Raw genomic sequence first — 13,713 nt, 5'->3', positions numbered from 1 at the left:
AATCGGTGCATAAGACAAGATGAAAATTAAAGAAAAATAGCTAACAGATTGAGTTGTCATCATGATTATAAAAGCCGAAGAGTAGGCAATAAAAAAGCGACCTCAACAGGTCGCTTTTTTGAATATTCGGTTTTTACGCTACAGAGTCAGTATCTGTAGGATTGCGCCATAAGCTTTCTAGGTCATAGAATTTACGCGCTGTTGGAAGCATACAATGAACCACAACATAACCAAGGTCGATGAGGATCCATTCAGCATCACGTTCGCCTTCAATACCAAGAGGGCGAAAGCCAGCTTTACGTGCTTCTTCAGCAACGTTATTGGCCAATGATTTGATATGACGTGTCGATGTACCGCTTGCAATGACCATAGCATCAGCCACATTACTGATACCGCTGACATCAAGCTCAACAATTTCTTTTGCTTTTACATCTTCAAGTGCAGCATGTACGACTTTTAAGCAGTCCTGTACAGCTTGAGAATTTGAATTCATAGTAAGATCGTGAGAATTAGAAGCGCTGGGCGATGGTTCTAAATTCATGGGGAGTGTAATTTCCTAACAATTATGCATGCTCTAATATAGCGGTTTTAGTCCTGAATTTCAAATGAAGCCGCAGTCCACTCAGTCATGCTCCGGAAAGAACTCGGCTTTCCAGCCAAAGGAATCATTGGAATGTCCGCTGGGTTTATACTCGGCAGCGACATAACCTTGATATTGACTATGTTTTAACCACTGAAATATATCATGATATTGAATAGAGCCCGTATTGGGTTGATGCCGTCCCGGACAATCCGCAAATTGGATATGACCAATCGAGGCAATATTTTCTTGCAAAGTTTCCAGGACATCTTCGCCCATCATTGCCATGTGGTAACAGTCATACTGCATTTTTAAGGCCGGATGATGCACGGCTTCCAGCATTTCCTGTGCCTGAGCAATATTTTGAATCAAAAAACGTGGCATATCGGTGCCATTGATCATTTCAAAGACTGGTTCAATTTGATGCTCAAGCAGCATTGAACAGGCCATTTTCAGGTTACTTGCCAGCGTGTTCAGGCAGGGCAACAGGTCACAATCCAGGGGCTGTTTTCCTGCCAGAATATTGACCCGCGGTACATTCAACGCCGTGGCATACTGGATGGCCTGCTCAACAGCATGACGAAACTCGATTTCCTGTCCTGGAATGCCGGCCAGACCATGACCGCCCTGCATTAAATCGCCCGCTGGCACATTAATCAGGCACAAGTTCAGCTGATGGGTGCTGAGCTGGTTTTGAATCTGGCCAATCGTGAGCTCATAAGGAAACTGGATTTCCACATGATTAAAGCCCTGCGCACGAGCCAGCGCGAAGCGTTCGATAAGCGGCACTTCGGTAAAAATCATCGACAGGTTGACAGCAAGTTTAATCATGTCTTTCTCTTCAATATTCAGGGCTGTATAAATCAAGCGTTATGAGTGTTTCAGCTGCTGGATTACAGTGGCCAGATCTGCTTCGGCAAAGCCTTGAGCTTGATGAGCATGTAACTGCGTTAAAGCTTGAGTTGCGACCGGAACATCCAGATCAAAGCTTTGGGCCAGTTGCACGGCATTATTCAAATCTTTGGACAAGGTCTGTACTTTCCATTGCACCGGTTCAAAAGTTTGCGTGGCCATACGCGGTGCCAGAATCTGAAAAGGCTTGGAGTCGGCAAAACCACCTGCCAGCGCTGGTGCCAGTAAACGTGCATCCACTCCAGCAAGGCCAGCCAGAGCTACGGCTTCTGCAATCAGGGTACTATTGGCCGCAACAATCAGCTGATTACAGATTTTAGTCGCCTGACCGGTGCCGGTATCACCCATGCGGGTCACGCGCTGTGAAAGTACTGCATAGATCGGATTAAGATTTTCAATCGTCGTGGCATCACCACCAGCAAAAATCACCAGACTGCCTTGTTCAGCCCCGGCGGTACCACCTGAAACCGGAGAGTCAATCCAGGTTACTTTCTTGGCCTGTGCTTGTGCTGCAAGTGTTTGGGTTTGCTGTACTGAAAGGCTGGAGAAATCCACAATCACTTGCTCTGCAACCAAATACGGTTCGATCTGAGCAAAAACAGATTGCACTGCATGATCATCTGCCAAGCAGCTGAGAATCACCGGATAATTGGCAATCTGGTCTAAAGACAGCGCAGTCGCGCCCTGATCCAGCAAGGGCTCACAGGCTGCTGGTGTGCGATTCCAGACCGCTACCTGAAAACCTGCCTGAAGCAGACGTGTGGCCATACGAGTGCCCATCAGCCCCATACCTAAAAAGGCAATTTTAGTATCGCGATTCAACTGCATACTTTCTCTTATTCCTTGCTTTGACTCAAACTCGACTTATTTATATTGGCGCGGTACAAACTGAACCTCTGGGTTCTTGTCTTTTTTACGGGCTAGCTGGCTATTTTTACCCAGCAGCAATTTCAATTGCCAGATTTTTTCCATACGCAGGGATTTGTTCGGACGATGCTGCATGGCATCCAGTACAAATTTAGAGGCCATCAGCGCATCTGGAGAACGTTGCAGCATTTCTTCAGCCAAGGCTTGTGCTCTTGCCAAGGGCTGTTCATCGACATGGGTGATCAGACCGATTTCTTTGGCATATTCACCATCAAAAATCCGGGCAGTTAAGGTCAGTTCTTTGGCCAGATCAATCCCAATCAGGCCTTTCAGTGAACGGCTGAGTCCCATGTCTGGCACCAGTCCCCAACGGGTTTCCATAATCGACATTTTGGTGTCAGGATGGGCAATACGTATATCTGCGGCCAGAGCAAGCTGCATCCCGGCACCAAAACAGAAGCCCTCCATTGCGGCAATCACCGGGACTGGCAATTCCTGCCAGACCAGAAATGCTTTTTGAAACAGGCTTTGACCCGGACGAATCAGCTCCCAGGCAGCATAAGCACGATTTTTAGGATTATTTAAATCGGCCAGATCAATACCGGCACTAAAGACTTGAGCTTCACCCGTTAAAATCACACAACGGATGCTTTTATCTTTTTTGATTTTTTGTGCAGTCGCGACCAGTTCGCGCAGCAGGGCAAAGCTCATGGCATTGCGTTTATCCGGACGATTCAGTGTGACAGTGGCAATGCCGTTATTTTTTTCCAAGCGCACGAGTGACATGGCATTCTTCCTTATTTTTCCTGGCTTGAGCATAGCATGCAGCCTTTGGGCTTGCATGACAGCCCAGTCACACTTGAGTAAGTTAAGGACTGAGCAGCTTCAAAGCTTTAATTTAAATGTTGCTTCAAAATTTGCTGGGCAGCCTGTTCAACCTGTTCAACCACGGCTTTGAGTTCATCAAAATATTTCAGCACGTCCTGGACAAAGCTTTCATCGGCTTTACGGCGTTCTTTACGCAAGGTTGAAACGAACTGTTCAAAGCCACCCGTGACTTTCTGCAAAGTCGGTGCGCCGACATAGCGGGTCGCGCCATATAGACGATGCAGCACATGTTCAAGTTGTGGAAAATCTTCCAGTTCAATCAGTTGCTGCATTTCATCGAGTTCATCCGCAAAGCTGTCCACCAGCATGCGTAACAGGTCCACCGCCAGGTCTTCCTTATTGGCTGCCAGTTGCAGGCTTTGCTGCCAGTCCAGAATATTTGGATCCAGTGCATCAATCACATTGGCACGTTCCAGTACCGGAATCCGTTTAAAATGCTCGGTGGTCCAGTGCGTCAAAATTTGGATAATCTGCTCAATCTGGATCGGCTTGGTGACATAATCATCCATGCCGTTTTGAAGCAGTTTATGTTTTTCATCAGAAAGCGCATGCGCTGTCAGGGCAATAATCGGCAGGCGGCTATGATTTTCAAAAGTCGATTCCAACGAGCGAATGGCACGGGTGGTATCGATCCCCGACATGACTGGCATCTGAATGTCCATAAAGACCAGATCAAACGCCGGCTGTTCCTGTTCATAACGGCGCTGAATAATATCGATCGCTTCCTGCCCGCTGAGGGCTTTGGTCGTGGTGACATTCAGTTCGCCCAGCAAAGCTTCCAGAACAATCAGGTTCGGCAAATGATCATCCACGGCCAGAATATGCAGGCCTTGACCATTAAATTCTTCATGCTGTTCCTGACCGAAGACCGGCTGATTGCCGAGTAACTGAATCAGCGCGCTGCGGCTGAGTGGCTGATGCAGGGCACGGGCACGATGGTCGTTGAGCATGCTTGGATCCAGTTGCATCTGATAACCATAGACAGCCAGATGACCCTGGTAACGTGAACGGATTTCGCGTAACAAGACTTCACTGTCACCACTATGATCGACGATCAGCCAGGTATTTTCGCTATTCTGTAAATGATTCAGACGGCTAAACAGATCCAGAATTGATGCACATTCAATATGTTTAACCTGATAATTTTCCAGATAATGCCGCAGTACATTCGCAGTTGCCGGATGTGCAAGATAAGACACCACGGTCAACTCGCTAAAATCTGGATGCTCAATCACAGTATCTTCATCGACCAGGAACTGGGCAGTAAACCAGAACGTCGAACCTTTTTCGGTTGGGGCACGTTCCTGATTGTCTTCAAAACCAATCTGGCCATGCATCAGGCTGACCAGCTCTTTGGAAATTGCCAGACCAAGACCAGTACCGCCAAACTGACGGGTCACCGAGGTATCACCCTGCGAGAAGGATTCAAATAGTTTTTTACGGTCGGTACCACTCAGGCCAATACCGCTGTCCTGCACACTAAAATGCAGGACACACTGATCCATCCCATCGTGTTCCATGCGTGCCCGGACAATGATTTCGCCATCCGGAGTGAACTTGATCGCATTGGAAATCAGGTTGGTCAGAATCTGTTTAAAACGCAGCGCATCACCAATAATGTGTTTTGGTACACCGTCCGCATAATAAAAAGCCATATCAATATGTTTTTGTGCTGCCAGAGGCGACAGCATGTCCATCACATCAAAAATCGCTTCTTCCAGATCGAAAGGAGCAGTTTCCAGTTCCAGTTTGCCAGCATCAATTTTGGAAAAATCCAGAACATCATTGATCAGTGCCAGCAAATGCGCCGAAGACTTACGAATGGTCTGCAAATACAGGCTCTGCTCGTTGCTGAGATTACCTTGACGTAACAACAGATGAATAAAACCATCAATACTGTTCAGTGGGGTACGCAATTCATGGGAAATATTGGCCAGAAACACCGACTTGGCCTGGTTAGCCGAGATCGCCTGGTCGCGTGCCTGACGATAGGTAATATTCTGGACTTCTAAAGTGTCGAGGGTACGGCGCAAATCATCTTCGGTCTGTTCGGTATGTTCACGCAGTTCCAGAAAGCTGAAATGCAGACGTTTCACTACATTGGCAATATCACGTTGCAGTAAACGCAGCTCTCCGGTGCTGTTAATCACCATATGCTGGCCGAGGGTATCGGCATTCAGGCGTTGCAACTGCATGCGAATCTCATACATCGGGGCGATCCAGCGCCGTGAGTAGAAATTCAAGCAAAGTAATAACAATAATAAGGTCAGTAATCCGGTCGCAATCAAGACGATCAAGACCCGATAACGTGCAATTGCTAGCGGCTGATTATCTAGCTCAATTGCCAGCCAGCCGGTAGAAAAAGTGTTTTCATTCACTTTAATGGCATAGATATGATTATCTTGATGCAGAATCGGACCAACAAAATTGCCGCTTTTCTCAAATTCTGGCCAAGGTGCCTGTTCCTGAAAACCGATGCCCAAACGGTTCTTGCCATTTTCGTCTAGAACCGCTGCTCGAACCAGATGCTTTTCATTGAGCATGTTCTGCATGGCGTTGTGGGCTTGGTCATATTGCCAGGGATACAGATTCAAGATATCCAGTGCATATTCTGAAGTACCTTGAAAGCGGGTCAGAATCGCAATGGCCATCTGCTTCTGCTGGGCACGTGCGGCATTCGAGGTTTCAGTCAACACCAGCATGGCGCCGACACAGGCCAAAATGGTAATCGGCACAAAAATCAGCGCAATCAGCTGTCCATAGGCATGATTTAAGTGTAGGCGTTTAAACAGCTTTTTGTTGATCGTTGACATGATTTAAGCAGTATTTTCTTTATGCCTGGCATATTAGCATGCTTTAAATCGACAGTTAAAATTTAAGCACTATTTTTATAAAGCTTTGGATTAGTAGTTAGAAATACAAGAGATTTCAGTTAATTTTGCTCAGGTACAGCAAGACTAAGACGCACGAAATTTCAATCTGTAAAAGTGCCAGACTGAAATAGTATTTTCATCTTCATTAGCGAGCTGCTTCACCTGGCTAAATTATCGGGAAATGTAGTTTATGGCTTGATAGTGTGTGATTTTTAGTGAGTTTTCTGAAAAAGCCTTGCTAAATGGGTGCAGGGAAAAGCATTTTTTCATACAATAGCCGCACCTCGATATAGGTGCAAATAATGAGTAATACCACCCCTGATTTTCAAGCAGATGAATTTTTGTTAGACCATTATGTAGGCAAAACGCCGCTGGTGCGTTTACAGCGTCTGGCAAGTCACACTCAAGCTACAGTACTCGCGAAACTCGAAGGCAATAACCCGGCAGGTTCGGTCAAAGACCGTCCGGCCTATAATATGATCATGCAGGCCGAGAAGCGTGGGCAGATCAAACCGGGTGACACCCTGATTGAGGCAACGAGCGGAAATACGGGGATTGCATTGGCGATGGTCGCAGCAATGCGTGGCTATAAGATGACGCTGATCATGCCGAACAATATGAGTCAGGAACGTAAGGATGCGATGCGTGCTTATGGTGCCGAGCTGATTGAAGTAACCAAAGAGCAGGGCATGGAAGGTGCACGTGATCTTGCTGCTCAAATGCAAAATGATGGCGTGGGTCTGGTGCTGAATCAGTTCGGAAATCCGGACAATGTTGAAGCGCATTACCTGACCACGGGTCCAGAAATCTGGCAGCAAACCGGTGGCAAAATTACCCATTTTGTCAGTTCTATGGGTACCACCGGCACCATCATGGGTGTGTCGAAATACCTGAAAGAAATGAATCCTGATATTCAGATCGTCGGTTTACAGCCATCTGATGGTTCAAGCATTGCCGGAATCCGTCGCTGGCCAGAAGAATATCTGCCAACCATTTTCGACCGCAGCCGAGTCGATCGTATTATTGATATTCCACAAATTGAAGCTGAAAAAACCATGCGCAAGCTGGCGCAGAAAGAAGGCATCAGTGCTGGTACTTCGTCTGGTGGTGCGGTGTGGGCTTCCATCAAATTGGCGGAAGAACATCCGGATGCCGTCATTGTGTGTATTATTTGTGACCGTGGTGACCGTTACTTGTCTACAGGGTTATTCTCTGTGCAAGATTCTGAATAATTATTTGAGCACTGTGTTATGCGCCTGCCTGTTTTAACTTTCGATATTGAAACCCAAACCGATCTCAAATCAGGCGCACATTTATTTGGTCTGGACCTGCCTGAAGCAGATCTAGATCAGGCCCTGACCAAACTGCGCCGTCAGGATTCAGGCTCTGATTTTCAGCGTCCGCCCTTGCATGAAATTGTCTGTATTTCCGGTTTATGGATCGATGAGCAGGGCATGAAGCTGTTTTCTTTTAGCCGGGAACAGCATTCTGAAGCGGAAATTTTAAGAAAATTCTTATCGATTTTTGATAAGCGTCATCCGACGCTGGTCAGCTGGAATGGTTCACAGTTTGATTTACCGGTGATTTTATACCGTGCCATGTATCATGGACTCTCTGCACCGAGTCTATTCGATCAGGGCGAAATTGACACGCAAAAGCGTTATAATAACTACCAGAATCGTTACCATCATCGTCATGTCGACTTAATGGATGTGATGGCCATGTTCCATGCGCGTCATTTCCAGAAGCTGGACGATGTTGCACATTTGCTGGGTTATCCGGGTAAACGCGGTGACGGGGCCTATCGGGTTCCTGAATATGTCCGCAATCAGCAATGGACCGAACTGACCTCTTATTGTGAAGGCGATGTGCTGAATACCTGGCTGGTCTATATCCGCTGGCTGTTGTTAAAAGGACAGCTGTTATTGCCGGATTATCAGCATTTGCTGCACAGTACGATTCAATATTTGCATACCCAACCGCAGCATGCGGACTTTTTATCGGTTTGGCGTGAAACGTCACAAAGAACTGACTTTACCCGTTTTGATTTTCCAACTCCCACATCCTAGGTTTTCATGAAGCATCGAGCACACACACGTCCTACCCAGCAACCCGAGTACATTTTTCAGGTTGAGTCACTTTCGCATGAGGGACGTGGCATCGCTCATTATGGTTCACACCCGGATCATCCACCGCATAAACACGGCAAGAAAGTCTTTATCCGTTATGCCTTGCCCGGTGAAACCGTGCGTGCTCGCATTACCCGTGAAGTTAAAAAACTGGAAGAAGCTGACAGTCTTGAATTACTCAGCGAAGCTTCCGAAATTCGCGTCAAGCCGATCTGTGCACATTTTGGGGTCTGTGGCGGCTGTAATATGCAGCATATCGCAGCCGATGCACAGATTGAACTAAAACAGAATGTGCTGAAATCGCATTTACAGCATTTTGCTGGCATCCAGCCTGTGCAGTGGCTTGCACCGCTACGTTCCGAGCGTGAAGATTATCGCCGTAAAGCCCGGATCGGAGTGCGTTATCTGCCGGCTAAAGACACATTGGTGGTGGGTTTTCGTGAGAATCAAAGCAATAAATTAACCTCGATTGATCGCTGCATGATTCTGGATCGTGAATTTGGATCGCTTACAAGCCTTAAACAATTGCTGCAAAGTCTCAATGGCAAGGCTGACATTGGTCATATAGAATTGGCCATGGGGGATCAGGATATTGCCTTACTGGTGCGTGAAACTGCAAAATTATCAGTGGCTGATGTCAACCAATTGCGCGAATTTACGTTACAGAAAGGCTGGCAACTGTATGTGCAGCCTGCCGGCAAAGATACACTCTCGCGAATTGATGCTCCAGATGCCGCGGCGCGCTTGCACTATGGTCTTGATGACTTTGATGTGAAATTCGGCTTTAATCCTCTGGACTTTACTCAGGTAAATTCAAGCATCAATCCGCAAATGGTACGATTGGCATGTGATTTGCTTCAGCTACAACAGGGTGAACGGGTTCTGGATCTGTTTTGTGGATTAGGAAACTTTTCTTTGCCGCTGGCGCGCTGTGTTGGTGCGTCGGGTCAGGTGATTGCGGTCGAGGGAAGTGATGAAATGGTTCGACGTGGTGCGGAAAATGCCAAAAACAATGGTATTGCACAAATATCGTTCTATTCACAAGATTTAACCAAAGATTTCTCGCACCACACTTGGGCAAATCAAGGTTTTGATGCATTATTAATCGACCCGCCACGTGCCGGGGCAGAAGAAGTCATGCATTATATCCCTCAGTTTGGAGCTAAAAGAATCGTTTATGTGTCATGTAATCCTGCGACACTCGCCAGAGATGCAGGACTCTTGGTACAACAGGGCTATCGTCTCACCCAAGCGGGCGTGATGGATATGTTTACACATACTGGACATGTTGAATCAATCGCATTGTTCGAAAAAGAAAATCAAATAAACGATTAAAGAAATGATGTTTTTAAAATTAGGAGACGGGTATGGTCACAGTACGTGAGCAACTCCCTGGGCGACTCAATGAGTTGTCACAGGAGACGACTGTAGAACATGCCGAACAAGCACACCAGGATCTGACTGAATGGTTGGATCGGGTTCGTGGCATATTAGATGGCGCACCTTTAACGCAGCTCGAAGAAGTCGCCCACTTAACATTAGAAAGAGAGCTGCAAAGTATGGTTCAGCACCGCTCCAATACCTTTTATACCGGTATTGAGATGGCGGATATTCTGGCGCATCTGCATGTCGATGAAGATACTTTGTCCGCAGCCATGTTGTATCGTGCTGTTCGTGAAGGCGTCATGCCACTCAGTGAAGTATTGGAACAGTTCGGCGAACAGGTGCATAGCCTGGTCAAAGGTACGCTTGCCATGGGTAAGCTGTCTGAGCTGATCGAAAAAAATAAACGCTTGGAAGATCATTTCAATAATAACCAGCGTGAACATCTGTCTGGCATTTACAAAATGCTGATCTCGGTCACCGAAGATGTACGGGTTGTTCTGGTCAAGCTGGCCGAACGTACCTATGCCTTGCGTGAACTGGCCAATTCCTCGCGTGAGCGTCAGGAACGGGTGGCCCGAGAAATTCTGACCATTTACTCGCCACTGGCACACCGTTTAGGTATTGCCCAGTTGAAGTGGGAGCTGGAAGATCTGGCTTTCCGTTATCTTGCGCCGGAACGTTATAAAGAAATTGCTTCCTTACTGAATGAAAAGCGTCTGGAGCGTGAACAGTATATTCAGTTTGTGATTGATAAATTACGCAATGAATTGGCCGAACATGGTATCGAAGCTGAAATTAATGGCCGGGTGAAACACATTTATTCGATTTATCGAAAAATGAAAAGCAAGAACCTGAGCTTTGACCAGCTCTATGATATTCGTGCGCTACGGGTACTGGTGAAAAGTGTACCGGAGTGTTACCACACTTTAGGTATTGTGCATCAGATCTGGCGCCACATTCCGCATCAGTTTGATGACTATATTACCAATCCGAAAGCCAATGGTTATCGTTCTTTACATACTGCGGTGATTGCCGAGAATAAGTCACTTGAAGTGCAGATTCGTACTCATGCAATGCATGACGAAGCTGAACTTGGGGTGTGTTCACACTTTAATTATAAAGAAGGCGCGAAAACCACAGATCGCTCCTTTAACCATCGTCTGCATTCCTTACGTGCGGTACTTGAGCATTATCAAGAACGTAATGAAAGCAGTGCACATAAAGAATCTGAAGATGAAATAGAGAATTTTGAGCATATTCAAGATTTTGAAGGCTTCGAAAAGATCTATGTGTTTAGTCGTGATGGCGATATCAAAGAGCTACCACGTGATTCGACCGTACTCGACTTTGCTTATCATGTGCATACCGAGGTCGGGAACAAGTGCTATGCCGCACGGGTGAATCAGCGCTATGTGCCACTCACTTATACCCTGAAAACAGGTGAGCAGGTCGAGATTTTGACCAAAAAAGACCGGGAACCGAATCGGGACTGGTTGGTCAATTCATTAGGTTATATCAAGACTGCCCGTGCGCGGGACAAGCTGCGTCACTGGTTCCGTCAGCAGGATCGTAGCAAGAACCTGGAAGTCGGCCGTGAAGTACTGAACAAAGAATTGTCACGTCTGGCAATTCATCCGAAATCGATTGATCTGAGTGATTATTGCAACCACTTCAATGTCAAAACCGGTGATGACATTCTGGTGAATCTGGTCAATGGTGATATCAGCCTGCATGCCCTGATTAATCAGGTGAACCGTCACATGCATCTGGATCAGGACGAGCCTGAGCTGGTGCTGAAACCTGCCTTGAACCCGCGTGCCAGTCATACACTGTCAGCGCACGGGATTCTGATCGACGGTTTAGATAACGTGGAACTGCATGTCGCGCAATGTTGCCAACCGGTGCATGGTGAATCGATCGCTGGCTATATCACTCTGAATCGTGGAGTGAGCATTCATAAGGTGGCCTGTCCGGACTATGTGCGCATGATCACCCAAGAGCCTGAGCGTGCGGTAGAAGCCGATTGGGAAATGCAGCCGACTCGTGGTCAGAGCGTACAGATTGTGGTGGAAGCTTATGATCGACGCGGTTTGCTCAAAGATCTCACGCAAGTGATTTTCTCGGATCAGATCAATATCCGTCAGGTGAATACCATTTCGGAAGCGGATGGTATTGCCAATATGAAGCTGCTGATTGAAGTCAAAGGTCTGGCACAACTTTCCAAGCTGCTGGCCCGTCTTGAGCAGCAACCGGGAATTATCAGCGCGCGTCGTCTGGTACAGGGTACTTAATTCCTGTTACCTAAGTTTAAAAAGCCTGCAATTCAATTGCGGGCTTTTTTATTGTAAGGTATTTGAATCACATGCATAAAAAATAGACCAGCAAACCAAAATGAGCGCGACCGAAATATTTGAACGTAGACGAAATAATCTGGCCAAGGTGATTGATTTGCTGATCGAGACGCAGCAATTTAAAACCGGCAAAGAGATCTGTGAACATTTCGGCTTGTCAGCCTCATATATTGCGCAATTGCTGAATAGCAAACGCCAGATCGGCGAGAAAGCAGCAAGGGAGTTGGAACAACAACTGGGTCTAGATGTGCTCATTCTAGATCAGTCGGCTGAACCAAAAGTTGAATTAGCTCCGGTTCCAGCGCAAGGTACTCTGTTTCAAATGCAGGTAATAGAACAGCAGGCATTTGCACTTATCTCCCTGGATTCAGCGCTCTCATTCAATCAGGATATTTTTCATCTGCAAGCACAGCATTATGCGATTCAGGTAGCAGGGCCGTATTATTTTCCCAGCTTAAAACCGGGCTGGTGGCTGGTTTGTGACAAACAGGCCGAGTTGCCAATTTCATGCATGCTCTGTATATATCTGGTCAATGGCCTGCAGCTAATTTTGCAGTTGGTGAGCGAAGCTCAGGATCATTATGAATTCCAAAGCCTGGATGAACACCGACAGGTGATTTTCCAAAAAACTGATATTGAGAAAATCCATCCAGTCATTGCGATTATTCCCACTGCCACATATTCAAACGGCAGAAATAATTCAGCCCATCATAAGACGGGCTGAACGATGAACATGAAACAGAACAGATTATGGAATCTGGTTCTCGTCTTCAAATTCTGGTTTCACCTGAACAATAAAGTCCTGACGGTTTAGACCACGCCACAAGGCAAAGGCTGTACCAATATAGATGGACGAATAGGTCCCGACAAAGACACCAACAAACATCGCGATCGAGAACCATTTCAGACCATCGCCGCCCATCAGCATCATGGCAAGCACCACCAGCAATAAGGTCATAGAGGTATGAATGGTACGACGCAGGGTTTCAGTCAGGGCAATGTTAATGATTTCGACCGGTTCTGCACCACGAATCTTACGGAAGTTCTCACGGATACGGTCAGAGACCACGATATTATCGTTCAGTGAGAAACCGATGATTGCAAGGAGTGCCGCAAGTACAGTGAGGTCAAATGGCCACTGCATCATCGCAAAAATCCCGAGGGTAACGACGATATCATGGAACAGTGACAATACTGCACCCATAGCCAGCTTGAATTCAAAGCGGATGGTGACATAGACCAGCATCAGCAGGAGCGCAAGTGCCACAGCACCACCAGAACGGACATAGAGCTCATTACCGACCTGGCCACCGACGACATCGACCTTCGGTACTTCTGCCGCATTATTTGGCAGTTGCACCGCTGCTGTAACCGCTTTGGTCAGGTCTTCAGCTTCGATATCTTCCTGAACCGGCATACGCACCATCAGGTCACGTTCAGAACCTAAAGTCTGAACCACAGCATCATTAAAGCCTGCCTGGTTTAATGCCTTGGAGACATCTTCAGGTTTGACCGGATTGGTATAGTTGAGTTCGGCTGCCACACCACCGGTAAAGTCCAAACCAAGGTTCAGGCCTTTGGTGGCAATAAAGAAGATACTCGCAACGGTTAGGATGATTGAAAACAATGCCGCAGGCATCGCAATCTTCATAAACGGAATAATGCGTTCGTCTTCCGGGCGACCGTACTGTTTTTGATTCAGTTGAGTATTTTCAGTCATCAGTGAT

Annotated in this window: 11 protein-coding genes; 5 read left to right on the top strand and 6 right to left on the bottom strand. The window is 46.8% G+C overall.

Translation table 11 applies throughout. From position 1 onward, the window contains the following. Positions 1 to 133: 133 nt before the first annotated feature. The 5 genes from rsfS to MTX11_RS09420 form a co-directional block, all read right to left on the bottom strand. Entirely contained in the window at positions 134 to 541 is a 408-nt protein-coding gene (gene rsfS / locus MTX11_RS09440) for a ribosome silencing factor (protein ID WP_004645144.1), read from the bottom strand. An 81-nt stretch (positions 542 to 622) separates the two neighbouring features. Then, entirely contained in the window at positions 623 to 1,411 is a 789-nt protein-coding gene (locus MTX11_RS09435) for a hydroxypyruvate isomerase family protein (RefSeq protein ID WP_243474974.1), read from the bottom strand. A gap of 39 nt (positions 1,412 to 1,450) precedes the next feature. Continuing rightward, positions 1,451 to 2,320, bottom strand: coding sequence for an NAD(P)-dependent oxidoreductase (locus MTX11_RS09430; protein WP_243474973.1), 870 nt, complete (start codon positions 2,318 to 2,320; stop codon positions 1,451 to 1,453). Between the two features lie 36 nt (positions 2,321 to 2,356). Further along, a complete protein-coding gene (locus tag MTX11_RS09425) occupies positions 2,357 to 3,145 on the bottom strand; it encodes a crotonase/enoyl-CoA hydratase family protein (RefSeq protein WP_243474972.1) in 789 nt (262 codons plus the stop codon). Between the two features lie 107 nt (positions 3,146 to 3,252). Continuing rightward, the gene (locus MTX11_RS09420; protein WP_243474971.1) at positions 3,253 to 6,060 is read right to left on the bottom strand and encodes a GacS-like sensor histidine kinase; all 2,808 of its coding nucleotides are present in this window, start codon (positions 6,058 to 6,060) and stop codon (positions 3,253 to 3,255) included. A gap of 362 nt (positions 6,061 to 6,422) precedes the next feature. Here MTX11_RS09420 and cysM point away from each other — a divergent pair, with 362 nt between their 5' ends. The 5 genes from cysM (at position 6,423) to MTX11_RS09395 (ending at position 12,710) form a co-directional block, all read left to right on the top strand. Further along, positions 6,423 to 7,352: a cysteine synthase CysM gene (cysM, locus tag MTX11_RS09415; protein WP_243474970.1), complete on the top strand. Its 930-nt coding sequence runs from the start codon at positions 6,423 to 6,425 to the stop codon at positions 7,350 to 7,352. Between the two features lie 18 nt (positions 7,353 to 7,370). Continuing rightward, a complete protein-coding gene (locus MTX11_RS09410; protein ID WP_005098085.1) occupies positions 7,371 to 8,189 on the top strand; it encodes a 3'-5' exonuclease in 819 nt (272 codons plus the stop codon). A gap of 6 nt (positions 8,190 to 8,195) precedes the next feature. Beyond that, positions 8,196 to 9,584, top strand: a complete 1,389-nt coding sequence (rlmD, locus tag MTX11_RS09405; RefSeq protein ID WP_243474969.1) for a 23S rRNA (uracil(1939)-C(5))-methyltransferase RlmD — start codon at positions 8,196 to 8,198, stop codon at positions 9,582 to 9,584. Between the two features lie 32 nt (positions 9,585 to 9,616). Further along, entirely contained in the window at positions 9,617 to 11,926 is a 2,310-nt protein-coding gene (locus MTX11_RS09400) for a RelA/SpoT family protein (protein ID WP_243474968.1), read from the top strand. 100 nt (positions 11,927 to 12,026) lie between these two features. Beyond that, positions 12,027 to 12,710 (top strand): hypothetical protein, encoded by a 684-nt coding sequence (locus MTX11_RS09395; protein WP_243474967.1) that lies wholly within the window; start codon positions 12,027 to 12,029, stop codon positions 12,708 to 12,710. Between the two features lie 24 nt (positions 12,711 to 12,734). Here MTX11_RS09395 and secF read toward each other — a convergent pair whose 3' ends face one another. Further along, positions 12,735 to 13,709, bottom strand: a complete 975-nt coding sequence (secF, locus tag MTX11_RS09390; RefSeq protein WP_171248508.1) for a protein translocase subunit SecF — start codon at positions 13,707 to 13,709, stop codon at positions 12,735 to 12,737. Positions 13,710 to 13,713: the final 4 nt, after the last annotated feature.

Source organism: Acinetobacter lwoffii (assembly GCF_022809915.1).
In the GTDB taxonomy this organism is placed as follows: domain Bacteria; phylum Pseudomonadota; class Gammaproteobacteria; order Pseudomonadales; family Moraxellaceae; genus Acinetobacter; species Acinetobacter lwoffii_M.
The sequence above is the reverse complement of the archived record's forward strand: the minus strand, read 5'-3'. Positions and strand labels throughout refer to the sequence as shown.